Here is a 26,656-nt window from a genome sequence, read left to right on the forward strand (position 1 = left end):
TAAAGGTGTTTGATTTTTAGATAAAGACGAGAGAATTAAGATTCAAGACTACATATAGTAGCACTAAAAATTTAATAAAAATAACTAAGCATATAGCTAAAAGCTAAAAGCATAAAGCTGAGTTTATGGAAACAAAAACGAAACAACAAACAGAACAAGAAATCACACAAAAAGTAACCATTACAGGTGCAGAAGCTGTAGTAAGATGTTTATTAGCAGAAGGAGTCGATTTATTGTATGGGTATCCAGGAGGAGCTATTATGCCTGTATATGATGAGCTGTATAAATATCAAGATAAATTACATCATGTATTAACACGTCACGAGCAAGGAGCAACTCATGCAGCACAAGGCTATGCGCGAGCTACAGGTAAAGTAGGAGTTGCCATGGCAACTTCGGGTCCAGGGGCAACTAACCTAATTACTGGTATTGCCGATGCACAGATAGATTCTACGCCAATGGTATGTATTACAGGACAAGTAGGAGCACACTTATTAGGGTCTGATGCTTTTCAAGAAACAGATATCGTAGGTATTTCAACTCCAGTAACGAAGTGGAATTATCAGATAACCAAAGCAAGTGAGATCCCCGAAGTAATGGCAAAAGCATTTTACATCGCCCGTTCAGGAAGACCAGGACCTGTTTTGGTTGATATTACTAAAAATGCGCAGTTTGAAGAGTTTGATTTTGAATATAAAAAATGTACTTCAGTGCGAAGTTATCAACCTGTTCCGAATACGAACATCCAAAGTGTTGAAGCAGCTGTTGAGTTGATAAATAATGCGGAAAGACCATTTGTAGTTTGGGGACAAGGAGTAATACTAGGAGAAGCAGAAGAAGAATTTAAAGCTTTTATAGAGAAAGCAGGAATTCCATCGGCAAGTACGTTGTTAGGCTTATCGGCTTTACCAACCAAACACCCTTTACATGTTGGAATGGTAGGAATGCATGGTAATTACAGTCCGAATAAACTCACCAACGAGTGTGATGTATTAATAGCTGTTGGAATGCGTTTTGACGATCGTGTTACTGGGGATTTAAGCCGTTATGCGAAACAAGCTAAAGTGGTGCATTTTGAAATAGATCCTGCGGAAGTTGACAAAAATGTAAAGACAGACGTAGCTGTTTTAGGAAATGTAAAAGAAACCTTAACGGTAGCACTTCCTCTTTTAGAACAGAATTCACACAAAGAATGGTTACAAGAATTTAGAAACCTTGATGCTGTAGAGTTTGATAACGTGATAAAAAATGATTTGTTTCCAACGAAAGAAGGTTTAACAATGGGAGAGGTTATTAAGCAAATAAATGAAGCCTCTGAAGGAAAAGCCATTGTAGTTACTGATGTTGGTCAACATCAAATGATAGCAAGTCGTTATGCAGAATTCAATCAAACGAAAAGTAACATTACTTCTGGTGGATTAGGTACTATGGGTTTTGCTTTACCTGCGGCAATTGGAGCAAAAATGGGAACCCCAGAGCGTGAGGTAGTTGCTGTTATTGGTGATGGCGGTTACCAAATGACCATACAAGAACTTGGAACTATTTTACAAACCAAAGCAGCGGTAAAAATTGTAGTGCTTAACAATGAGTTTTTAGGAATGGTACGCCAGTGGCAACAGTTATTTTTTGACAAGAGATATGCTTCTACAGTAATGACAAATCCTGATTTTATAGCAATTGCTAAAGGGTATCATATGGCAGCTAACAGAGTGACTAAAAGAGAAGATTTGGCGAATGCTGTCCAAGAAATGATACAATCTAAAGAAGCCTATTTCCTTGAGGTTTGCGTAGAAAAGGAAGATAATGTATTTCCAATGATTCCAACAGGAGCGTCAGTATCTGATGTTCGATTAAAATAAGAAAATATGAGTACAAAAAACACTTATACAATTTCAATATATACTGAAAATAACGTAGGGTTGTTAAATAGAATATCAGCAATATTTCAACGAAGACATATCAATATTGAGAGTATCAACAGCTCTTCTTCAGAAATTAAAAGTGTGTCGAGAATTACACTTTTGGTTAAGATTACAGAGGAACAAATGAAAAAAATAATTGGTCAAATAGAAAAGCAAGTAGAGGTAATCAAAGCTTTTTATCATACCGATGAAGAAACGATTTATCAAGAATCGTGTTTATTCAAACTAAGTACCGATTTGTTAACGGATAATGATGAAATTCAAACTATTATCAACCAAAGTAAATCAAGAGTCATTAATGTAAATAAAAGCTTTTTTGTTTTGGAAAAATCAGGACGTAAAGAAGAAGTAGAAGAACTCTATCACATATTAGATAAACATGGTATAAAGCAATTTGTTCGTTCAGGAAGAATTGCGGTTACTAAAGAAGAAATGCCAGTATCGCAACTATTACAATTAATACAGCAATAAACAAACAACACAAATACAATAGAAATGAAAAATTATTTCAACCAATTATCATTAAGAGAGCAGTTAGAACAATTAGGAAAATGTAGATTTATGAATGCTGAAGAGTTTTCAGAAGGAATTGAAGCATTAGAAGATAAAAAAGTGGTAATTGTAGGGTGTGGAGCACAAGGATTGAACCAAGGATTAAACATGCGTGATTCTGGTTTAGATATTTCGTATGCTTTACGTGAAGCAGCCATTAAAGAGCAACGTCAATCGTATAAAAACGCAACAGAAAATGGGTTTAAAGTAGGAACGTATGAAGAATTAATTCCTACTGCCGATTTGGTATGTAATTTAACGCCTGATAAGCAACATACACAGGTAGTAAACGCTGTGATGCCATTGATGAAATCAGGAGCAACTCTATCGTATTCTCACGGATTTAATATTGTTGAAGAAGGCATGCAAGTGCGTAAAGATTTAACCGTAATTATGGTGGCGCCAAAGTGCCCCGGAACAGAAGTAAGAGAAGAATATTTAAGAGGTTTTGGAGTACCAACTTTAATTGCGGTACACCCTGAAAACGACCCAGAAAACAAAGGATTGGCCCAAGCTAAAGCTTATGCGTATGCTACAGGCGGACACAGAGCAGGAGTATTGGAATCGTCGTTTGTTGCTGAGGTAAAATCGGACTTAATGGGAGAGCAAACCATTTTATGTGGTGTGTTACAAACAGGGTCTATTTTATCTTTCAACAAAATGGTTGAAGAAGGAGTAGAACCTACCTATGCATCTAAGTTAATTCAATACGGATGGGAAACCATTACTGAGGCATTAAAACATGGAGGAATTACCAATATGATGGATCGTTTATCAAATCCTGCAAAAATTAAAGCTTATCAACTTTCCGAAGAATTAAAAGAAGTATTAGCTCCGTTATTCAACAAGCATATGGATGATATCATGTCAGGACATTTTTCAAAAACCATGATGGAAGACTGGGCAAACGATGATGTAAATTTATTAACATGGAGAGCAGCTACTGGAGAAACACAATTTGAAAAAACTACTGCGACTTCTGAAGAAATTTCAGAACAAGTCTATTTTGATAAAGGAACGTTGTTAGTTGCTTTTGTTAAAGCTGGAGTTGAGCTAGCTTTTGAAACGATGGTGAAATCAGGAATTATTTCAGCATCGGCATACTACGAATCGTTACATGAATTACCATTAATAGCCAATACGGTAGCACGTAAGAAATTGTTTGAAATGAACCGTATTATTTCTGATACAGCTGAATACGGATGCTACTTATTCGACCATGCTGCAAAACCATTATTGACTGATTTTATGAAATCTGTACATACTGATGTTATTGGAAAAGCGTACAGTAGCACGAACGAAGTTGATAATCTTGAATTAATTAAAGTGAATAAAGTAATTCGCAACCATCCTATTGAAAAAGTTGGAGCAGAGTTGCGTGAGGCAATGACTGCGATGAAAGTAATCAAAACAAGCGTCAATCAAGAAGAACCCGTTTTAGCATAATCGTATGGAAGTTCAAAAAGAAACCTATTTTCCTAAATTAGAAGATATAGAGCAAGCTGCTGCGACTTTACAAGAAGTCGTGGCAGTTACTCCGCTGCAAGAAAATTTTAATTTATCACAACAGTTTAATGCAAACATCTTTTTGAAGAGAGAAGATTTGCAGCAAGTTCGTTCGTATAAAATTAGAGGAGCTTACAATAAAATTAACTCTTTAACAAAAAATGAATTAGTAAGCGGAATTGTGTGTGCTAGTGCAGGAAATCATGCACAGGGAGTAGCCTTAGCATGTAGAAAAAAAGAAATCTACGGAACTATTTATATGCCTGCACCTACACCCAAACAGAAGGTAGAGCAGGTAAAAATGTTCGGAGGTGATTTTGTGGATATTCGATTGATAGGAGATACATTTGATGATGCTTACAAGGCTGCAAAACTTTTATGTGATAGTTTGCAAAAGACATTTGTACATCCATTTGATGATGAAAAAATTATTGAAGGACAAGCAACCGTTGGCCTAGAAATTTTACAGCAATTACAACAACCAATAGACTATGTTTTTGTGCCTGTTGGAGGTGGTGGATTGGCTTCCGGTTTATCAAGTGTTTTTAAGTTATTGTCTCCAAGAACAAAAATTATCGGAGTAGAGCCAGCAGGAGCACCTTCTATGAAAAAATCGTTAGAAGCAAACAAAAATGTTGTGTTAGAAAACATAGATAAGTTTGTCGACGGAGCAGCAGTACAGCAAGTAGGAGCGTTGACCTATAAAATTTGTAGAGAGAACTTATCGGATATGATTACTGTTCCTGAAGGAAAAGTATGTCAAACCATTTTAGAAATGTACAATAAAGAAGCAATAGTGGTTGAGCCTGCTGGAGCTTTGACTATTAGTGCACTTGATTTTTATAAAGAAGAATTAAAAGGTAAAAATGTAGTGTGTGTTGTTAGCGGAAGTAATAACGACATTACCCGTACCGCCGAAATAAAAGAACGTGCGTTATTATATAGTAAATTAAAGCACTATTTTATTGTCCGTTTTCCACAACGTGCAGGAGCGCTAAAAGAGTTTGTTGCTGAGGTGTTAGGCGAGAATGATGATATTACTTTTTTTGAATACTCTAAAAAAACCAACAGAGAAAACGGGTCTGCTGTTGTTGGTATAGAATTAGAGAAAAAAGAAGATTTAGAGCCATTAATTCATCGAATGAAACAGCGAAATTTTTATGGTGAATACCTAAATGATAAACCTAATTTATTTGAGTTCTTGGTGTAAAATAGATAAAACTGTCTAAGGTGTCATTTCGAACGAGGGACGAGGAGGAATCTCTCAAAAACGAGTAACAAACAAAAGATTTCTCCCTTTGGTTGAAATGACGTTTTTGACAGTCTTATTTTTGACCAAGATATACCCAATGGTCATTTTCTTTACAAAAAACAGAGTTTTCGTGAATCACATCGATACTGCCATTTTCCATAAAAAAAGCTTTGAATTCAACTGTAGTTTCTGTTGTACGTAGCACTTCTAGTTTTATCCAATTAACAGCTTTTGTCCAAGCTAAAATATCTTTCTTTTCTCGCTTAGAAGGTCTGGTACTGCTGTGGTGACTTTTTTGTAGGTAATTAATATCTGCTAAAACAAAAGCACTATATCTTGAACGCATTAGAGCTTCAGCTGAGGTAGCTGAATGAATATTTTGATGTGCTTTTTGACAGCAATCACTGTATTTTTTATTAGGGTTACATGGACACTGCATATTTATTTAATTGATTAACTCGGGCTGTTCTTGTATTCTAAAACAGCGTTCTTCTCCTAGAAATAAGGGATTTCCGTGTTTTTCAGACCAAAATCCTTCTAAGATATTTTTAGAAAGGCAAGAGTACACAGCGACTCCTTTATATATAGTGTTATCATCGCCTCTGTAATTAAAGTTAATAACTAAAATGTTTTTTTTAAAGAAACCAGTGCCAAATTGTTCTTGTTGCTTGTTAATAAGCCATTTGGCAATAATTCTGTTGTCTTTATCAAGAGTTAAAGAGAGTGTACCTTTGTAGGTGTTATCACTTTCGTCTTGATTACTGCCTATAATATCATAAGTTCCTACTAAATCTTCTACTGTCATTTAATGTTCAATAATTAAGCAAAATTAAGATAGTTTATTATAAGTAACTACTTTTCTTGGTTAATAAGAGCAGTATTGTGTTTTTTTATTTTAATTTTTACATGCTTTGAGGCAGGCATATTACTACCTTTAACAGTATTGTGAATTGACACTAAAACATTAGTTTCCGGAAAATAAGTAACCGTGTTTTTTTCAGGAATAGGATATTCAACTATAATAAATAGTGGAGCAATACGCTCTGTATTGTCATCATAATTGTACAAGTCTACTTTATCACCTGCATTAAATCCTGCTTTTTCAATATCTTTTTTATTCATAAAAATTACACGACGCTCATTATAAACTCCGCGATAACGATCATCTAATCCATAAATAGTAGTATTGAACTGGTCATGAGTTCTTACCGTAGCCATTAAATACTCATCATCAGCCAATGTGTTTTTAGGTAATGTGGTTATAGAAAATGGAACACGATCTCCAAACTCTTTTGTTTTAAACCGTCCTTCACGAGCCGCATTAGGTAAGTAAAATCCGCCTTTTTGTTTTACACGAACATTGTAATTGTCAAAACCTGGAATACATTTTTCAATATCATCTCTCACAGCATCATAACTATTCATATAACGATTCCAATCAACCACACTTTTACTTCCTAAAGTAGCTTTTGCAATACGGCAAACAATATGAGTTTCGTTGATAAGTTTGTCAGATATTGGTTTTAATACTCCTTTAGACCACTCTACGATTCCCATGGCATTTTCAGCACTTGTATACTGATGCTCACCATTAATCATATCAATTTCACTTTTAGAAATAGTAGGCAAAATTAAAGCTTCTTTTCCATGAATTAAATGGGTTCTATTAAGTTTAGTAGAAACAGAAACAGATAAGTCTAGTTGTCTTAATCCGTTTGCAGTATAGGTGGTGTCAGGAGTAGCAGACAAGAAATTACCTCCCATACTAAAGTGTACTTTAACTTTTCCTTCATTCATTGCTTTTATAGTATCAACTACATCGTAACCGTTCTCTCTTGGCGGGTTAAAACCAAAAACTTCGTTAAGTTTATCTAATTGTTTTTGGGAAGGATGATTATTAATCAACATTGTTCTGTTTCCTTGTACATTACTATGACCTCTTACAGGACAAGAACCCGCTCCGGGTTTACCAATACTTCCTTTTAAAAATAAGAGATTCAGAACTTCTTTTAAAATATCAACCCCGTTAGGTTGTTGCGTAAGCCCCATTCCCCAACAAATGATAATTCGGTTTTTATAAGCTAACATTTCAGCAGCTTTTTGAATATCTTTTTTTAGAACACCAGATATACTTGCTAATTCATCTACGTCATAATTTTCAATTTGCTTAATTAAATCGTTATAACCAACTGTTTTATTTTTGATAAATTCTTGATCGAAAACTTTACCTGGGGTTTCTTTTTCAAAATGAAATAGTAAGCGTTCGATAGCTTTTAGCAGTGCTAAATCTCCATTAATTTTAACGGGAAGGTGTAAATCGGCAAGTTGGATACCTTTTCCTAAAATACCACTTATTTTTTGAGGATCTCGGAAGCCCATTAAACCAGCTTCGGGAAGAGGATTAACAGCAATAATTTTAGCTCCATTCTTTTTCCCTTTTTCTAAAGCGCTTAACATTCGTGGAGAATTCGTTCCTGGATTTTGACCAATAATAATAATGATATCAGTATCGTAGAAGTCTTTTAAAGTGGCTGTTCCTTTTCCTATCCCTGTAACTGAGGCAAGGGTGAAACCAGAGGTTTCGTGACACATATTGGAACAATCAGGAAAGTTATTTGTTCCAAATTCACGTACAAAAAGTTGATATACAAAAGAAGCTTCGTTACTTGTTCTTCCAGAAGTATAAAAAGCAGCATTATTTGGAGATTCTAATTTATTTAAGTGCTCAGCAATTTTAGCAAAAGCATTGTCCCAGCTAATAGGTTCATAATGTGTACCATTTTTAGGCAAGTACATTGGTTCAGAAAGTCGCCCTAAACCACCTATTTCATAGTCACTCAAGTTGGTTAATTCTTCAATAGAGTTTTGTTTAAAGAAGGAAGCAGTAATTTTTTTATTAGTAGCTTCTTCTGCTAAAGCTTTAACTCCGTTTTCGCAATATTCAGCAATAGGTGATCGTTCATCATCTGGATCAGGCCAGCCACAACTAGGACAGTCAAAACCATTAAACTGATTCATTTTAAATAAAGCTTTTCCTCCTCGCGTTAGAGTTTTATCTTTAATTAAACTTTTTATAGCGTTAGTAACTCCAGGAATACCCGCAGCCCAATCTTTCGGAGCACCAGTTCTTAAACTTAATAGTTTATAAGGAGGTTCTGCAGAAGGTTGTTTGCTTTTGTCTTTTTTATTTTGATTTTCCATAATTATAAATAGACTGTTGTTATGAATAAAAAGCGTTTCATTATAAGTCTTTATAAAACTAACAAAAAAAGACTAAAGAGAAATGCTTAATTTGTAACAGTATTATTTTTTTTATATATTGTATGAAAATTGTTCAAAATGTTCATCGATACTTTTTGTTCATTCATCGATAGTTAGGTATAAGTAGTCTATTTTTAGATGGAGTGTTAAGAATTTGCATTAATATTGGTATAGTTAATAAATATATCAGAAAACAAAATGAAGAAAAATCTTAATGTCCTTTTAATAGAAGATAATACTATTGAAGTAATGAAAATGGATAGGACAGTTTCATTACTTAAGCTAAAGCATAAAATAATAGAGGCTAAGACAGCCGATGTAGCACTGGAAAAGTTAAATGAAGGATTTGATCCTGATATAATTTTGCTTGATTTGAATATGCCGAAAATAAGTGGTATTGAGTTCTTGTCAATAATTAAAAAAAATGAAGATTTTAGGCACATACCAGTTATTGTATTAACAACGTCTAATAATAAAAAAGACATTGTAGAGTGTTATAAAATAGGTATTTCAGGGTACATTTTAAAGCCTTTAAAGTATGAAGATTATATTACGAAAATAGATATAACATTGTCGTATTGGGCTATTAATGAATTAAAAAATAATTAATGAAAGGAATTGTTTTTACAGAGTTTTTAGATTTAGTAGAAGAAAAATTTGGTTTAGAAATGGTAGATAAAATTATATCCCAATCAGAGTTAGAATCTGATGGGATATATACTTCTATAGGAACTTATAGTTTTTCTGAAATGTTACAATTACTTGAAAACCTAAGCTCGAATACAGGTGTTTCTATAGATGACTTGTTACTTATTTATGCGGAACATTTTTTTAGTGTTTTGAAAGAAAGTTATTCTGGACTTTTAGAGTCTTTTAATGACCCCATAGAAATGCTTTCTTCAATAGAAAATCATATTCATGTAGAGGTGAGAAAAATTTATCCAGATGCAGAATTACCCACTTTTATAGTTGAAAGTAGAACAGACACATCATTAGTAATGATTTATAAGTCCAATAGAGCAATGCATCATTTCGGATTAGGTTTAATGAATAAAACATTTGAACATTTTAATAGTAGTGCAACAATAATATTAGAAAAGATTAAAGAAGACGGAACAGAAGTTAAATTTATTATCAATAAAAATTAATGAGTCAAAATGAAATAGAGATATTAAAAAGAGCTTTAAAAAGAGAAAAGGCAGCAAGAAAAATAGCTGAAAAAATATTAGAAGATAAATCTAGAGAATTATTTTTAATTTCTGAAAAACTAAAAAAAACAAACGAAAAGTTAGAGGAATTATTAAATGAGAAGTCTTCACAACTAAAAGGAGTTTTTGAAAATATTAACGACTCTTACCTAGTTATGGATCTAGAGGGGAATGTCTTAACAATGAACGATGCTGCTAAAGAACTTTTTGGCTATGATATATCAAAAGAAGATTTAAATGTAAAATCTTTACTACATCCTGAAGACACAGTATATGCTTTTGAGTCGTTTGGTAAACTGTACGAAACAGGTACTTTTTCAAACTACACTTCCAGAATTATTAGTAAGGATAAAAAGGTAAAATGGGTTCAAATTAATGCCAGTATAATTTATAATAAAAAGAATGAAAAAATAGCTGCACAAGGAATTATTAGAAACATTTCAGAAAGTAAGAGAGCAACAGAGTTAATTGAAGAGCAGAAGAGAGAGTTAGATATAATTGTTGAAAATTCATCTTTAGGAATAGCATTAGCCAAAGACGGTAAAGTTATAAGAACGAATAAAGTTATAGAAGAACTTTTAGGGTATTCTAAAGAGGAGTTTGCAGGATTAACTATTAAAGAAGTGTCTTTTAAAGATGATGTTTCGTTGTCTATGAACCATTTAGGTAAGATGGAAAGAAACGAAATAGATAATTATGTGATAGATAAACGATATAAAAGAAAAGATGGTTCTATTTTATGGGCTAGAGTTAATGTAAACTCTGTAAATGATGCTCTAGGACAAACAAAATTTCAAGTTGCTATCATAGAGGATATAACATTACAAAGGGAAAGAGCATTAATTATTGATATGATTAATGAATTGGCTAAATCTATTTTAGGAAAAGATGATATTTATGAAATAGCCTGGGAAGTAACTGAAAAAATAGCTGAATATTTAGACTCTCAAGACTGTGTAATATATTTGTTAAACAATGATAATAACACATTAGAACAGATTGCTTCATATAGTTTTGGACTAGATAGAGGAGAGATAATTAAAGATGTTTTATCAATTGGAGAAGGTATTATTGGAAGTGTTGCAAAAACAGGAAAAGGCGAAATTATAAACGATACTTCTTTGGATGATAGATACGTTGTTGGTGAAAAGGTTAGATATTCTGAGATAGCAGTTCCTATAATTAGTGAAGGTAAGGTGATAGGTGTTATTGATTCTGAACACGAAGAAAAAAATTATTACAGAGAAGAAAACTTACATACATTAGAAAATATAGCAAGTCTTGTATCTATGCAATTAAAGAGTGCTATAAACTTAAGAGAGAGAAAAAAAGCTGAAAAAGAAAATTTACAACTTTTAAAACAATTAGAGAAAAGTAATAATGAACTAAATGAATACGCACATGTTGTTTCTCATGATTTAAAATCTCCATTAAGAAGTATTGATGCTTTAGTTTCTTGGATAAAAACAGATAATGAGGGTAAATTAGATGATACTACACTTCAAAACTTTAATTTGATAGGAGACACTTTAGAAACAATGGAGAATTTAATTTCTAGTATTCTAGAGTATTCTAGCGCAGGCTCAGAGGTAAGAGAAAAAGAAGAAGTAAATTTAAATATAATCATAAATAACTTAATTCAAACACTATATATACCTGAAAACATTTTTATAAATGTCCTAGAAGAGTTACCTACTGTAAAAGGAGACTCTATTAAATACCAGCAACTTTTTCAAAATTTAATAAGTAATGCAATTAAATTTTCAGATAAAGAAAAAGGAGTAATAAACATAAGCTTTACAGAAAAACCTTCATTTTATCAGTTTTCAGTACAAGATAACGGAATTGGAATTGAAAAAAAATACCATGATCGTATTTTTAAAATATTTCATTCTTTAAAAGAAAGTAAAGAGTCAACAGGTATCGGACTTTCTATTGTAAAGAAAATAGTACAGTTGTATGGAGGAACAATGTGGTTAGAAAGTGAATTAGGTATCGGTACAACGTTTTACTTTACCATAAAAAAATAAAATATTACATTAAGCGCAACTAGGGTAAATACTACGATGTTTGCGTCGAAAATTAAGAACTTTTTTTATAAATACTTCATAAGCTTGCTCTGATGTAGCTAACTTAAATATATGTATATGTTTTTAAATCAGGTTTTTGTATTTCGATAAAACGAAAATTAATATGAGTTTTCATATAAAATTATTATTTTAGATTTTATAAAAAGTAGAAGCCCCCAAAATAATAAGTATGGAAACCCCGAATTTAAACTATGTTAATGAGTTAGCAAGAGGAGATGAGTCAATAAAAAATACATTGATAGATATAATAAAGACTGAATTTCCAGAAGAAAAAAATGATTATTACGAGAGCTTAGAGGAGAGAGATTGTAAAAAATTAGAAGATAATGTTCATAGAATTAAACATAAAATTAGTATTTTAGGTCTTGAAAAAAGTTATGAATTAGCTAATGAATTTGAACATAATTTAAGAGATAATAAGATTGATAAAGTTGATGAGTTCGAAAAAATATTAGTTATAATAACAAATTATTTGAAAACCATTTAAATTTTATGAATTGTATTATTATTGATGATGAAAAGTTAGCAAGAACTATTATCAAAACTTTGTGTGATGATATAAGTACTATAAATGTGTTAGGAGAGTTCTCTAATGCTTTACAAGCAATTAAATTTCTAAATGAAGGGCACAAGGTAGATCTTGTTTTTTTAGATATTCACATGCCTGATTTTACTGGTTTAGATTTTGTAAAAACCCTAAAATCACCACCCCTAGTTATTCTTACAACATCTGACCCTAAGTTTGCAATTGAAGCTTTTGAGTATGAATGTATAATTGATTATCTATTGAAACCATTGGATGTTAACCGTTTGAAAAAATCAGTAGAAAAAGCTCATAAGAAAAATATAGAAAAACCATTAGAAAAAATAGCTTCACCTACTGAAGTAAAAAATGATTTTTATATAAATATAGATAGGCGCCTTATTAAAATAGATTTACCTTCAATATATTTAGTAGAGGCTAAAGGAGATTATATAAATATAAAAACAGAAGAAAAAAATTATATAGTACACTCCACACTAAAAAAAATAGAAGAAAAGTTGCCTGATACATTGTTTTTAAAAGTACATCGTTCTTATATAATTAACTTAAAAAAAATTATAGATATAGAAGATAATAGTGTTTTAATAAAAAAAGATGTTGTTCCTGTAAGTAGATCAAAAAGACCTGAGTTAATGAAGCGTTTAGATTTACTGTAGCATTCCATCTAAATAAAAATGCATTTCGTCTATACTAATAACTAATACAACGTGTTGTAAACTTTTTAAAGTATTAATAGTCATAGTTTTGTGATATATCAAACACAAAATATTATGAAAAACAAAACTATACTATTAAAAAAAATATTATACATTAAAATAATATTACTTTCTTTTTCAAGCATAGCACAAGAGCCTTTCAATTGTGTATACGATGCATATTTATTTCAGTATAACGATGTTTATTCTATTGATTTAGCATCAGGAAATTCTTATTTAGTTAAAGAAGATATTACCCAAGGAAACATAAATGCAGCAGCCTATAATCCAACTGATGGATATATTTGGGGGTCTTTAACTAGTCCAGAAAAAACTATTGTTCGTATTGGAAAAGATTTTTCAACAACAACTTTATATATAAATGAATTACCAACAAATAATAGGTATGTGGGTGATATTAGCTCAGAGGGAGTATATTTTTTAAAAGGAGGAGGGACTACTTTTTACAAAATAGATTTAAACCCTAACTCGCCAACATATGAAAAACACCTAGAAACCGAAACATTATCTCAAAATATCAACATTCACGATTGGGCCTTCAATGCGGTAGATGGAAATTTATACGCAGTAGAAAAGAAAACAAATATTTTATACAGAATAAATCCAAGAACTTATGAAGTTGAAGCACTAGGAGTAGTACCAATTCTTTCAGGGCTAAATTACACTTATGGAGCAGTATATTTTGATTTATCAGGGCGTTTTTACGTATCAGCAAATCAAACAGGAACAATTTACGTAATTCAAAATGTACAAGATATAAAGCTGCCTACCGATATTGAGTCAAATTTATTTGCTTTTGGACCATCAAGTGCTAGTAACGATGGTGCTAGATGCCCAACTGCACCAGTGCCACAAGAAATATGTGATAATGGGATTGATGATGATGGAGATGGATTAGTAGATTGTCAAGATCCGTCATGTTCAGGTTTTGGAGTATGTGGAGTAATGTTAGCTCCTACATCTGGAGGTAATGAAGGAGGATTGGAAAGTAATGGAAGATTATCTGAATTAATTAATAAGAGGAACTACAATAGGACCAAGGTAAATTATAAATTTAATAGAGCAAGTGCAAGAAAATTAAAAAAGTCAGCAAAGTATAGCAAGAGGTCAAAAGGAGAAATTATGTTAGAAAGTTTCATCCCTTTAGAAGTAATAAAGGAAGATAATGTAATAGAATCAACACCAATAGACCTGTTGGCTATTACAAATGCTACAGAAATTTATTCAGTAGATTATATGAAAAACGATGTTCCTGTAGCTTCTATATTAGCAATGAAAACCGAAAATGGAGTTTATGAACATTCAAAATATATCTGTGATCGTTTACTAGGGGCAGAGTTAGTTTCAGTATCAACAATTGAAATTAAAGGAAAACAGTTTATAAAATCACTAATAAGAAATGCTGATAATACAGTTGAGTTTGTGTTAAGCTTATCAGCTAAAGCAACAAATAATGAAACCCATTTTTCTATAGAAAGCCATTGGAATTTAGATAAATATGAAAAAGATATTACTTTTTATAATTTTCAAATATGGTCAAACTCGTTAGATGATTTATATCTTCTTGCTGATGAAGTAATTAATTTATTAGAAGTAGTAAAACCAATTTCAGCTTATTATTTATCGTCTGCACCAACAGTTTTTGTTAGAAAAGGTAAATATGTTAATGGAATACTTGATCTAGAAATAATTAATACAAATAAGAGTGATAAAGTAACTTTTGACTCAGGGTTTAGAAGAACGGAAACAGATGTTTTTAATAAAGCAAGTCAACCATTAAATTTAGAAGAAAATTATATTACAAATATAAAAGTACCAACAGGAAATTTATTTGATATAGGTTTTAGAATAGGTGATGGTATTGCTACTCCAGATGATTTATTTATGTCTGATGGTCCTTGGGGGGTTGATGACTCACAAGAAAACACAACCATAGTAGATTATAACGTATTTCAAAATAAAAATAAATTTAGTGAAGATGATTTCCCTATAGAGAGGAATATATACTTAAAGGCAACAACAGAAAGTTATTTTGCTGCATATAGAGCATTAACTCCACGTTTTAGCGCTGTAGATTTATCTGACTACAATAGTTTTAACTTTAAAGCAAGAGGTAATGGTAATGTAGAAATAGTTTTATTGAAAAAAAGTATAACATCATGGGAAAATCAATTTAAAACAACAATATTATTGACTGATGAGTTAAATGAGTTTAAAATTCCTTTTTCAGAATTTAAGTCAAAAAATGGAGAAGAACTACTATTAAACGATATAACTACAATAACATTTACAATGACTTCAGATGATGGCAGTATGGTAGTTAAAGAAATGAATTTACAAGATGTTTATTTTTCTAAAAATAGTAAATTAGAGGTGTCAAACTTTAACTTACAAACTAATCAAGTTAAAGTAGTACCTAATCCTGTAAAAACAGTATCTAAAATTTATTTTAACTCAAAGTATGAAGAATTGGTTAATATTAATATATATAACTCAATGGGTAGGATAGTAAAAACTATAACTTTTGAGGCAAAAATAGGAGAGAATATAGTTTCTTTTATAAAAGGAGATCTTAAAACAGGAATATATTTATGTAAAATAATAGGAACAAAACAAAAGTATAAAACAGTTAAATTATTAGTAGAATAAAAAATTAAAATAATTGACTGTTAAAAAGAGGTTTTTTGAATAAATACCATTTAAAACGAATTCCAACCTCAGAAAAAACAAAACCAGCAGCTGTAGTAGATGCAATATTACTTTGATTTCCAAAAACGTTCAAAAAACTTCTTCTATTTAACTTATAACCTATTTTACCTTGAAGACGGTAAGTACTTTGTTTTTCGTTATTTTCAATAAATTGATAACCTACAGCTGCTGTTAATTCATAAAACCATTTATGTGTTTTAGTATCATTTTCATTTTTAATTATGTTTAAGAAGAGCTCAGAAGCGTTAAACTCTTCTGGACTAAAATACAGTATTGGAACTTGATTTTTAAAAGAAATATATTGATAATTAAGACCTATCTTTAAATAAGGTCTCTTTAATACATTGTAGTATAAAGATGTAAAAATTAAATCTCTTTTATTATTATCATTTTGTGAAGTGTAATAATATTGTGTAAACCATCCCAAATTAAAGTTAGTATTTAAGTTATAATTAACAACAAAATTATTTTGAACAATTTCTTTTGCTATTAAAGCAGCATTAAAATTTTGAACCTCTCTTTTGTAAGCAAAACTTAAATTTTGAAGTTTAAAAGGTTTTATGTGTAAGCTTACATCTGTAAGTAACTGTTTGTAAGAATTTACCTTTGTGGTAGAAGAAGTTATTCCAATACTACCATTGAGAGTAATGTTGTTTTTAAGTTGATAAGAAGCTCCTAGTAAAAGGTTATTGGAAGTAGCCTCATCTTCGGTATCAGAATTATTAGTTGTTCTGTAGGTATAATTAGCTGAAAATTTAAGTTTAGTATTTACTGGAAACTCAACGTTGGTTAAAAAAGAATAAGCGTTATTATTACCATTATCAAAAGAGTATAATACTTTAGTTTCTGTAAAAGGAGTAAAGGTTTTATTTAAATTATTTATAAAATTTAAGGCATCTTTTTGGTTGTTATATATCTGTAGAGTTCTGTATGCACTATTGTAAGCTTTTTTATAATAACCAAGAGTTTTTAATGTGTTAGCCTTACCAAGGTTACCGTCAAAAGAAGCAGTGTCTTTTTTTAAAATAGTATTATAGTCAGTAAGACTTTTTTTAAAATCACTCTTATAAATATTTAAGGTAGCCCTTAAAGAAAGCATCCAGTTTTCTGGAGTTTCTTTTGTAGCTAACAGTTTATTTATTTCTTTTTCAGCCAAACTATACTTTTGATTCCAAATCAAAGCTTGTATATATCTTTCTTTTGTTTGATTTATAGTTTTAGCATCGGTAGTTATATGTATATTTTTAATAGCTTTTTCACTAATTTTTAAGGACTCCTTTTCTTTAAAATTTAAATGATTTGTGAGTGATAAACCATTTAAAGAAATTAAATAATTTTGGGGATTATTACCAATAGCGAGGTATGTTTCTTCAGCTTTTTTTAATTGTTTGGAAATAAGATATAGTTCTGCTAAATTGAGTAATGTTTCTTTATCATTAGGAAAAAAATGTAAGTTTTTCTTTAAGTAGTTTTCAGCAATAGTGTATTTATGGTTATTTTTTAAGAAATTAGCATAACCTAAATGAATATATTTTTTAGATAATAAAGCATTATTATTTTTTGGGGAAATGATTAATGCTTTGTTAATGTAAATTAATGCTTCTTTGTATTTTTTTAAGTTTGATAAGGTGTTGGCATAACCTAAAAGTACTGTAAAGTTTTTTGGAGCTTCTCTTAATAATTGTTCATAATATTTTTTAGCAAAGGTATAATTGTTATCCCATAATAATGATTCTGCATAATTTATCTTAATTTCAAAATCATTAGGAAATTTTTTTAATAAATTTTCAAATAATAAAACAGCTTTTGTTGGATTTCCGTTTAATCCAACGGCTCTTCCATAACATAAGTTTGCAGTTTTATTGTTTGGGTATGTTTTAAGAATTTCTTTAAAAAATGCAAGAGCTTTATCGTATTTACCTGTCTCTAAATATGTGTAACCTTGTTGCATGTCTTGAGCAAGGCTATGTAGACTAATAAAAAAAAATATTAGAGGGGCAATATATTTAAGTTTCATATTATTTTTTTGTTAATGCAAGTTAAGCATTAGTATTTAATCTTTCATCGAAAGTAAATTGTTTTTCGTCGATAAACTGTTTTTTTTGAGGATATTAAGGAGATATTTGTAGTGTTAATAACCTATAAAAACTTTAAATCATGGCTTTACAAATTTCAGAAAACAACGGAACTTTTTATTTAAACGGAAAAATTAACAATACAACAGTTAGATCTTTTATAATTCATTTTGAGTACTGTATAGAAAAGTGTAAAAATGTTGTAATTAACATTGATAACGTAAATGAGATTGGAGTAACAGGCTTGAATGCTATTAAAACATTAATGGCAATTGCATTAAAACAGCATAAAATGTTCTCTGTAGTAGGGTATGGATGCAAAGAAGTTTATGATCATTTTTATTCTTCACAAGTAGCTTAACAACAAAATAGCAATCAGTATGATAGCAATAATAAAAAATAATTATAGAATTAACTCAGAGCATTTATTTATGATAAGTGCTCTTTTAGTAAATGGAGGAAATTATATTTATAACCTATTACTAGGTAGAATTCTTGGGCCAGAAAAGTTTGCTGATGCAGCAATTATGATAACTTTTTTATTAGTGTTTTCTTTTGTCGCTATGACTTTTCAATTAGTTACAGCAAAATTTTCTGTGATATTTGAGCAAAAAATTCTTAAGTCGTTTATTTATAAGATGAATAGAATAGCTGTCATATCTGGAGTTGTTTTAGGTATAGCAATAGTTTATTATTCTAAAGACTTACAACTTTTTTTTAAAACAACAACATCTAATATGTTCGTTATTTTTGGAGTAGGGGTTCCATTATACTTTTTAATGAGTATTAATAGAGGTTTTTTTCAGGGTAAAAAAAAATTTGGAGCTTTAGCAGTTACTTATCAATTAGAAATGATAAGTAGACTGGTGTTTACACTAATATTATTATATTTTTTAGAAATAGATTCATCAATACTTATTGCAATAGGTATTTTTTGCTCTTTTTTATTTGGGTTAATACCTTTCAAGATTCAAAAGATAAAACCAATAAAAGAAATTAAATTAAGTGTATCTCAAAGAAAAATGATACGTAGCTTTTTTTTAATTACTGTTTTTTATGAGCTTACTCAAATAATTATTAACAATAGTGATATTTTATTGGTAAAACATTATTTTGAGACTTATGATGCAGGTTTATATGCTTCACTAGCTTTAATAGGTAGGGTGGTTTATTTTGTAACGTGGATGTTTGTAATGTTATTGTTACCAAAAGTAGTACAATTAAAAAAGGAAGGCAAACCCACACGTTCAATTTTATTAAAAAATGTAGGTTATATTTCATTGCTAATTGTGGTATTAGTTGCTGTATGCTCTCTTTTTCCTAAAGAAGTTGTATTAATATTATTTGGGAAAGATTATATAGCTATAGCTCCTTTATTATGGAAGTACGCACTTGCTACGGGAGTTTTTGCAATATCTAACGTTTTTGCATACTATTATCTATCTTTAGATAAATACATACCAGTCGTAGCATCTGGTATTTTTGGGTTACTACAAATTATCTTTATAGTCTTGTATCATAACACATTAGGTCAAGTGGTAAATATGCAAATTTTAGCAATGACACTATTATTAAGTTTACAATTAAGTTATTTTCTTTTAAGAGATACTAAAAAACCAACAACATCTAAACATTAATACCATTAAACTACAGATATCTGTATTTCAACTAAAAAAAGGGCTTAACTTGTTGTTTTGTAGGATCTTTGAAATGTAAATTAAACAATACTAACCATGAGACTAGCAATTGTAACAGCATATCCACCAAGTAAAGTAACGTTAAATGAATATGCATATCATTTAGTTAAAAACTTTAGACAAAAACAAGAAGTAACGGAGCTTATATTGTTAACAGATACAACCAAAGAAATAAAAGATGTTAGTTTTATTGAAAATGGCTGCAAAGTAACAGTAAAAGAATGTTGGAAATTTAATAGTTTATTTAATATTATAACAGTAACTAAAGCTATTAATCAAGTAAAGCCAGATGCTATATTATTTAACCTACAATTTATGAAGTTTGGAGACAAGAAAATTCCTGCAGCTTTAGGCTTAACTTTACCACTGGTTTGTAAACTAAAAAAAATACCAACAATAACTTTGTTACATAATATTTTAGAGCAGGTAGATTTAAAGAGCGCAGGTTTTACTTCTAATAAGCTTTTACAAAAAACTTATAACTTTATTGGTACTTGTTTAACAAGGTTAATTTTACAATCAGATACTGTAGCTGTAACTATTGAAAAATATGCAGTGATTTTAAAAGAAAAATATAAAGTTAAGAATGTAAAGTTAATACCTCATGGTACATTTGAAATTCCAAAAAAACCATGTTACGAGTTGCCAAAAGGTCCCATGAAAATAATGACTTTTGGAAAATTTGGTACTTACAAAAAAGTAGAGGCTATGATTGAAGCAGTTGAAGTAGTGAGAAGTACAACAGGATTGAATTTAGAAATAGTTATAGCTGGTACTGATAATCCGAATGTAAAAGGGTATTTAGAAGGAGTAAAGGAAAAATATAAAAATGTATCTCAGATTGTTTTCACAGGATATGTAGAAGAAAATGAAGTAGAAAATTTATTTAAAGAAAGTGCTGTAGTAGTTTTTCCTTATACCTCTACAACAGGCAGTTCTGGAGTTTTACATCAAGCTGGAAGTTATGGAAAAGCAGTTGTAATGCCTAATTTAGGAGATTTAGCATTGCTTGTAAAAGATGAAGGTTATAAAGGTGAATTCTTCGAACCAGAAAGTGTAACAAGTTTAGCTAAAGCAATAGAAGCAATCGTAATAGATGAAAATTATAGGGTAGAATTAGGTAAAACAAATTATAAGGCGGCAACAAAATATCCTATGGAAAGAATAGCAAGTTTATATCTTGAAGAGTTTTCTAAAATTATAGAAACAAAAAAAATAACATCAAAAAACTTAGTAACCAATTCTACTGTTTAGAAATATATTTAAAAGAAGGTTTCTTTTCCCCATTATTTTTAATAAACCCGAATTTTTTTTGTGGGTTTACTCTCCAAGGGCGTTTACCTACAACGCCCTTTGGTATTTTACTAAAATCGTATAAAGTCCAAGAAAGAAAAGGAATATTGTTTGTTGTTAAAATATGCTGCATGTTTTTAAAATATTCAGCTTGTTTTTTTTCAGACCCCTCAAAAAAATTCCATATACCACTATATGAAGACATACCAAACTCTCCTAAAACAATGGGTTTGTTAGGCAAATTAGATTTTAACTTTTTATACTTTTTCTCAAACATTTCTAAATTATCATAATAATGGAAAGAAATAAAATCTAATTTATCACTTAAAAGGTGAGCACTTTCAGTGTTTGACCAGCCAATAGTTACAGGGTGTTTTGTATCAATGGATTTAACCAAGTATAATAAATGTTCTAACCAAGGAATAACGTTTTCTTTCCCTCTGGATTTAAAATCTAAATTAGGTTCATTTTTTAAATCCCATGCTAAAATGGCATTATGGTTTTTAAATTTTGAAACAATTTTCTCAGCATGTTTGAAGGTAAAAGTCCAATCTAGCACATCGTAATTTCCATAAAAATCAAACAGAGTAACAATTACCTTTATTCCTTTTTTATCAGCTAAATTTAATAGTAAATTGAGTTTTTTTAATTTGTTTTCATCCACATTTTCCTTCCCGAAATCGTCATAAGGAACAAATATCCTAATAGTATTTAAATTTGCTCTTTTTATAATATTAAAGTCTTCTTCAATAATTTTTAATTCAAAATTATCACCAAACATGCTCCATGGAGTAGCTTGAGGGTAATAATTAATACCTTTAATATTAGTATATTCTAGATTTGTTTTCTTTAAATCTTCTTGAAAAGAAGATGAACCTTCTTTAACAAAATGTCTTATACGCCAAAAACCATCTTCAAGTAACAAAATGGCTTTATAGTTTGAAAACTCTGTAGTTTCATGAATATTATATTTATTTTTAATTATTCTTTTATACTCTAAAACATTTTTATCTTCTAAAACAGCTAATTGTCCGTCTTCACTAAAAAAAACAATATCAGGATTATGCTTTAGAGTTGTAGCGTCTATTGTAATGTTTAGGGAATCGTTATATTTAATGATATTCTGTATATTTTTACGAGCATTTTTAGTGTAATAATCGTTTATACCTGTAGTAAGATTAGATTTATAAGCAATATGTTTAACATACCAACCATCTAAATAATCTTTTTCAATTTCAGTTAAGGTTTGTGTATCCATAATTCTACCTTCATTTCCATCTTTTACCCAGGTTATTTTAGGTATGTAATTACGAATATCTTTTAATTCGGTGTGTAATATTTTACTTCTATCAGCACCTGTGTTAAGGTAACTGTATAAAGAGCTAATTAAAAAAAGGAGCATAGAAATAATAATAATGTAAAATATTATTAAAGATGAACGCATTATGTTTTTATCTATACCTACCATAGTTCTATGTTTTTAAATTCTTTGTAAATACCAGCAGCGTCAGTAGTTATTTTATATATCCCTTTTGGTAAAATATTAGGGTTTAAGTTAAAATATACATAACCATTTTGTGTTTCTTTGATGAATTCTTGTATCAAGATGTTGTTTTGGTATAGTGAAACTTTAACCTTTAATCCATCAGGTATCATTTGCCCCATAAAACTTTGTAATGGTCCTATACTAATAGTTCGATTCTTTTCAGTAAAAGAAACTATATAATTTTTAATAGCCTTTTTATAATCTAATATTATCCTATCACTTTCAGCAATTCCAATAACATAAGCTTTTACAGACCATTGATCTTCATAATCTGGATGAACTATTTTTGCAGTAGCAATACCGTTGATAGTAGTACCTGATGTTTTCAATACATTTCCTTTACTATTAGTAATAAAAAAATCTACAAAACTACCATCACTTATAATATTATCATTAGTGTCTTTTAATTGTGATGTATATAAGGTTGTAATTTGATTTCCATCTGCATACTTGTGATGTCTTTTAGCAAAAACGTTAAAATTAACAGGAATTGCAGGCATTATATTAATATCATATTCCTTAGAGTGTAATTTAAAACAGTTTGAAGAAATTAAAACTCTACCGCTTTTTGTAGGAGAGTATATGTTTTTGTATGCGATTAAGTTTTTAGTAAATACTTTTTCTTTTTGGGTATCTGTTAAAAATTGTTGATTTATTGTAATAGGGGTGTTTTTTTTAAGAGGATTGTCCAATATATCTGTTGGTATGGTAACAATCATTGCATAATCTTTTCCACCTGCTTCTATACTAGGGGGACCTAAGTAGGTTTCTATAAATGTAGGTTTATTTTGTGCAATTATAGTAATCTTACCAGAAAGTACTTTTTCAGTATTAATGAGTGACCAGTTAATGATACCTTTTTTTTTGCTTAAAAACATTGGAATATCAAAGATTAAAGAATCTTTTTTAGAGGGGGTAATTATAGTGCTACCATAACTATTAGCGCAATATAGTTTGTATTTTGTAGATTTATGAGTATTAAACTTTAGTTGAATTAAAGTTCCTGCTAAAAACTCTTTTTTTGTGGATAATAACTTTAAAGTTGTATTATTACTTTCATTGTATTGTGCGTTTACACAACTAATAAATAAGCATGTGATACTAAAAAAAAACTTCTTTTTAAACATCGTTACTTTGGATTTCCTATAAAGTTATTCATTTCAATTTTTACATATTTATATTTAGGGTGTGAAATTTTTTGCAATTCTGAAAAAGCGTGATTTTTAACCCTATTTGGAATCAATTTGTTAGAGATTTCTTCGTTGGGAAGTCCATTAACAAAACAATTTTGCATATCATCATTAATAAATATGATTTTTTTATCTTCTAACAATTTATAATTAAAATGTTTTTTGCGTTGTTGTCTAATGCCACTTTTAATAAATAAATGATCTACCCAAGCTATTTTTTTATCTTTATTATAGTATGTAATGATTAATTGAGGTACGGTAATCTCTTGAATTCCACTGTTAAACAATGTTCCTTTTATGTTTTTTTCTTCTATAATAAGCTCACTTAAGGCAAGGTCTTTATATAAATCAGAATTAGAAACATTTCCAGCTGCTTGTAAATTGAATTTAGTAGGTTGCTCTTCAAACTCAATAGGTGTAAACTCATCAGGATTAAATGTTTTTGGTATGGAATCAAGTGTTTTGGACCAGGCTATACCTTCAAAATTAATCCTAAAAGAACTAATCTCTTTAGGCATTAGTTTATGTTTTATATGATACTTTGCATTATAAGTAGCTAATTTTTTATTCGAATCATTATATAAAGTACCTTTAATAACAACATCTGCAGGTACATTATCTATGTTTTGTATTTCACCAATAATAGCATAATGATTATCAAATTTCACGAGCTTAGCTGTAACGATTTCTAAAACAGGTTGTTTTAAAACATCTTCATGGTGAGTTTGTTCAGTTGTAATTCTTTTTCTTCCTTGATTAAAATATCCTGTTTTATTATTTGAGTAAAGTTGATCAGGAGGTAAATCAAAATCAATTACATCAGGTTGTAAAAACCATTTACCGTTTAGTTTAATAGCCGTTTTATAATCTGTTTTATTAATTTTTTCTAAAGGTGTAATCCATTTTGTATGCACAGTTATAGTAGCTAAGCTATCTGTTTTTTTAGTAACAACAGTATTTAAAGCGTCTAGTTTAGCATAAGAGCTTAATAAACCATCAGTAACAGAGACTTCTAACATATATTGTGCTATTGAAATATTACTTTTTGGATTAATAAGGTTGTAAGCTTTTTCAAATTGTTTAAAATCTAAAGCATCATAATAAGATATTACAAGGTTTTCGGGCGATTGCTGTGTATTGTTTTCAAGATAAAATTTATACATACCAAAAAAAGAAATAACAGTTAAAAACAGTAACCATATATGAGCAAAGGGTAATACTTTTTTTGTAAATCCAGAGTAATTTTTATAGGCTTCAATACATAGCACGTAAGTATTCTTTCTCATTTTTATGTGCTTGTTAAATAAACTCTTGACATTTAAAAGTAAAGCGAAAATAACAGTTAGAAAAGGAACTGTTCCCCAAAGTAATTTTTGCCATATAGCTACATCTTCTTTTGGTAAAATAGAAGAGAGAGGTGGAATGTTTAATTTTTCCCAAACTATTATACCGTTTTCTAAAGGAGATAATCTTTGCCAACCACAGAAATATAAGATGGGATCATAAAATTTATCATTAGAAAAAATATATTTTAAATTATACTTTTCTGGAGTTGTTAAAAATTGTTGAAGCGATCCAATACCGGCAATACCTTTGAATTTTGAATTTTCAAGTCGTTCTATAGGCCTTGTTGTAAGTTCTGGTAAACGTCTTGCAGAATGATAATTTCCATCTACAGTCATAGCGTTTGTTTGAGCAGATAACCATGCCATTTGATCTCCAAAACCAAGTGTAAGATAACGCCATTGGTCGTGTTGATCTTGGTTTAGAAAGTTAATAATAGGCAACATTTTTATTTTTTGAGGCTGTGATGGTCTAAAATAGCCAAGACTCATTGTAAAAATAATGGTAAATAAAAATAAAGAGGCTATTAATCCTGCAAGTAAACGATGGTAAATTCTTCCTAATTTTTTATGAATAACGTTTTTTAAATCACCATGTATAAAGTGATAGGTTATTTCTCCAAAAAGTGGTATTGCCATAATAGAAGCCCATAGGGTAAATCTATCTAAGGTTAAAATATTAAAAGCATTTTCGCCCAAAAGTTTTAAAGGAACTGGGGTAGTACCTCCTGTTCCTAAAATAAAAAGCATAGTAAAAGAAATACCAATAAATAAAAAACGCTTACTAAAATATCTATAAAAAAAATAAGGAAGAAAAACTAAAAGTATTCCCCAAGGAATCATAAAAAAAACCAAACCAGAAGATGTAACTTCTAGAAAATTATCTCTAGAACCATGTGGTATTGGAATTTGTGTAATAGGATTTTTTTTAGAGTTAATCCAGTAAGGTAGTAAGCACCCTACTATGATTACTAGAGCTAAAATTATAAAAAGGATATTATACTTAAACTGAGATTTAAATTTAACTAAGAATAATTTAAATGTAATTTTCTTATACGATTTAACTTCATCAAAACAAACATCCATAATAACCATTCCTATTAAAGGTAAAATAAAAAATACCATTCCAAAAATAGGAGTAACATGATGCGAGGTTACAGTAACTGAAATTAAAGAAAGAGATGTAAGTAAATATTTATATTTTTTTGTTTTTAACCACAAATAAATCTCGGGTAAAGCATGCATTAAAACAGAAACACCAATAATACTGGGTAATTGTCCAAAAATATGTAGTGTTTCTAAAAAAGAAGAAGAAAGAGCAGCTGTAATTGCTGCATAACCAGCTATTTTTTTATTAGCAGTTATAAGTAGAGAAAAACGATATGCACCAGAAATAAAAAGTATAACGCCTATTATAGCTACAGTAAAAAGCCCAAATTTTAACCCTCCTATATACGACAAAGCAGCAATTGATTGATGTACCAGAGGTGGGTAGCTCATTACCGTAAATCCAGTATACCATTTGTAGTTCCAAGGCTCAAACCAATTACTTGCATAATGCTCTGCAAAAAACAAATGTATTAGAGCATCATATGTGTTTTCTAGGGTAAAAAAGATAAAAGAACCATGAAAAGCTATACCCAAAAGAAGCGCTAATATTAAAAGTTTGTTTGATTCCTTTCTCATTGAAATTTATATAGTTAGCTTTTGTTATTGTAAATATAAACGATTTAAAGATATAATATTTTTTGT

20 protein-coding genes are annotated in these 26,656 nt (G+C 29.8%); 13 read left to right on the forward strand and 7 right to left on the reverse strand.

From position 1 onward, the window contains the following. Positions 1-125 precede the first annotated feature (125 nt). From ilvB to ilvA, 4 genes are read left to right on the forward strand one after another with little or no spacing between them, the layout of a single operon-like run. Positions 126-1,859 carry a biosynthetic-type acetolactate synthase large subunit gene (gene ilvB, locus D6200_RS02405; RefSeq protein ID WP_073183581.1) on the forward strand — a complete coding sequence of 578 codons (1,734 nt, stop codon included), beginning with the start codon at positions 126-128 and terminating at the stop codon, positions 1,857-1,859. 6 nt (positions 1,860-1,865) lie between these two features. After that, entirely contained in the window at positions 1,866-2,393 is a 528-nt protein-coding gene (gene ilvN, locus D6200_RS02410) for an acetolactate synthase small subunit (RefSeq protein WP_047788975.1), read from the forward strand. Between the two features lie 24 nt (positions 2,394-2,417). Continuing rightward, complete coding sequence (ilvC, locus tag D6200_RS02415; RefSeq protein WP_073183578.1) at positions 2,418-3,920, forward strand: ketol-acid reductoisomerase; 1,503 nt, start codon at positions 2,418-2,420, stop codon at positions 3,918-3,920. Positions 3,921-3,924: 4 nt separating this feature from the next. Beyond that, on the forward strand, positions 3,925-5,190 hold the full coding sequence (gene ilvA / locus D6200_RS02420) for a threonine ammonia-lyase IlvA (protein WP_073183576.1): 1,266 nt from the start codon (positions 3,925-3,927) through the stop codon (positions 5,188-5,190). A 115-nt stretch (positions 5,191-5,305) separates the two neighbouring features. Here the strand turns inward: ilvA and D6200_RS02425 are convergent, their stop codons facing one another. The 3 genes from D6200_RS02425 to D6200_RS02435 are packed head-to-tail and all read right to left on the reverse strand — an operon-like array spanning position 5,306 to position 8,433. Further along, positions 5,306-5,671 carry a YchJ family protein gene (locus D6200_RS02425; RefSeq protein ID WP_073183574.1) on the reverse strand — a complete coding sequence of 122 codons (366 nt, stop codon included), beginning with the start codon at positions 5,669-5,671 and terminating at the stop codon, positions 5,306-5,308. 6 nt (positions 5,672-5,677) lie between these two features. Then, a complete protein-coding gene (locus D6200_RS02430; protein WP_073183572.1) occupies positions 5,678-6,037 on the reverse strand; it encodes a hypothetical protein in 360 nt (119 codons plus the stop codon). Between the two features lie 47 nt (positions 6,038-6,084). Then, on the reverse strand, positions 6,085-8,433 hold the full coding sequence (locus D6200_RS02435) for an FdhF/YdeP family oxidoreductase (RefSeq protein ID WP_073183570.1): 2,349 nt from the start codon (positions 8,431-8,433) through the stop codon (positions 6,085-6,087). Positions 8,434-8,691: 258 nt separating this feature from the next. Between D6200_RS02435 and D6200_RS02440 the strand changes: the two genes are divergently transcribed. From D6200_RS02440 to D6200_RS02465, 6 genes are all read left to right on the forward strand, one after another. After that, positions 8,692-9,102 carry a response regulator gene (locus tag D6200_RS02440; protein WP_047788969.1) on the forward strand — a complete coding sequence of 137 codons (411 nt, stop codon included), beginning with the start codon at positions 8,692-8,694 and terminating at the stop codon, positions 9,100-9,102. Continuing rightward, positions 9,102-9,641 carry a heme NO-binding domain-containing protein gene (locus tag D6200_RS02445; protein ID WP_047788968.1) on the forward strand — a complete coding sequence of 180 codons (540 nt, stop codon included), beginning with the start codon at positions 9,102-9,104 and terminating at the stop codon, positions 9,639-9,641. The genes D6200_RS02440 and D6200_RS02445 overlap by 1 nt, the downstream gene beginning before the upstream one ends. Next, positions 9,641-11,731: a PAS domain-containing sensor histidine kinase gene (locus D6200_RS02450; protein ID WP_073183568.1), complete on the forward strand. Its 2,091-nt coding sequence runs from the start codon at positions 9,641-9,643 to the stop codon at positions 11,729-11,731. Before D6200_RS02445 ends, D6200_RS02450 begins: the two co-directional genes overlap by 1 nt. Positions 11,732-11,960: 229 nt before the next feature. Further along, complete coding sequence (locus D6200_RS02455; RefSeq protein ID WP_047788966.1) at positions 11,961-12,278, forward strand: Hpt domain-containing protein; 318 nt, start codon at positions 11,961-11,963, stop codon at positions 12,276-12,278. Positions 12,279-12,283: 5 nt separating this feature from the next. Continuing rightward, the gene (locus D6200_RS02460; protein WP_073183565.1) at positions 12,284-12,991 is read left to right on the forward strand and encodes a LytR/AlgR family response regulator transcription factor; all 708 of its coding nucleotides are present in this window, start codon (positions 12,284-12,286) and stop codon (positions 12,989-12,991) included. A 114-nt stretch (positions 12,992-13,105) separates the two neighbouring features. Next, positions 13,106-15,700: a T9SS type A sorting domain-containing protein gene (locus tag D6200_RS02465; protein WP_073183563.1), complete on the forward strand. Its 2,595-nt coding sequence runs from the start codon at positions 13,106-13,108 to the stop codon at positions 15,698-15,700. A 4-nt stretch (positions 15,701-15,704) separates the two neighbouring features. Here the strand turns inward: D6200_RS02465 and D6200_RS02470 are convergent, their stop codons facing one another. Then, a complete protein-coding gene (locus tag D6200_RS02470) occupies positions 15,705-17,777 on the reverse strand; it encodes a tetratricopeptide repeat protein (protein ID WP_073183561.1) in 2,073 nt (690 codons plus the stop codon). 140 nt (positions 17,778-17,917) lie between these two features. Between D6200_RS02470 and D6200_RS02475 the strand changes: the two genes are divergently transcribed. The 3 genes from D6200_RS02475 (at position 17,918) to D6200_RS02485 (ending at position 20,786) form a co-directional block, all read left to right on the forward strand. Further along, positions 17,918-18,196 (forward strand): STAS domain-containing protein, encoded by a 279-nt coding sequence (locus tag D6200_RS02475; RefSeq protein ID WP_047788962.1) that lies wholly within the window; start codon positions 17,918-17,920, stop codon positions 18,194-18,196. A 19-nt stretch (positions 18,197-18,215) separates the two neighbouring features. Beyond that, positions 18,216-19,472 (forward strand): MATE family efflux transporter, encoded by a 1,257-nt coding sequence (locus D6200_RS02480; RefSeq protein WP_073183559.1) that lies wholly within the window; start codon positions 18,216-18,218, stop codon positions 19,470-19,472. Positions 19,473-19,568: 96 nt separating this feature from the next. Next, positions 19,569-20,786 (forward strand): glycosyltransferase, encoded by a 1,218-nt coding sequence (locus D6200_RS02485; protein ID WP_047788960.1) that lies wholly within the window; start codon positions 19,569-19,571, stop codon positions 20,784-20,786. Here the strand turns inward: D6200_RS02485 and D6200_RS02490 are convergent. The 3 genes from D6200_RS02490 to D6200_RS02500 are packed head-to-tail and all read right to left on the reverse strand — an operon-like array spanning position 20,776 to position 26,590. Then, positions 20,776-22,293, reverse strand: a complete 1,518-nt coding sequence (locus D6200_RS02490) for a cellulase family glycosylhydrolase (protein ID WP_047788959.1) — start codon at positions 22,291-22,293, stop codon at positions 20,776-20,778. The two genes, D6200_RS02485 and D6200_RS02490, sit on opposite strands and share 11 nt — an antisense overlap. Next, positions 22,287-23,498 carry an Ig-like domain-containing protein gene (locus D6200_RS02495; protein ID WP_047788958.1) on the reverse strand — a complete coding sequence of 404 codons (1,212 nt, stop codon included), beginning with the start codon at positions 23,496-23,498 and terminating at the stop codon, positions 22,287-22,289. The genes D6200_RS02490 and D6200_RS02495 overlap by 7 nt, the downstream gene beginning before the upstream one ends. Positions 23,499-23,500: 2 nt before the next feature. Further along, positions 23,501-26,590 (reverse strand): membrane protein, encoded by a 3,090-nt coding sequence (locus D6200_RS02500; RefSeq protein ID WP_047788957.1) that lies wholly within the window; start codon positions 26,588-26,590, stop codon positions 23,501-23,503. Between the last annotated feature and the right edge of the window lie 66 nt (positions 26,591-26,656).

Source organism: Tenacibaculum mesophilum (assembly GCF_003867075.1).
GTDB lineage: Bacteria > Bacteroidota > Bacteroidia > Flavobacteriales > Flavobacteriaceae > Polaribacter > Polaribacter mesophilus.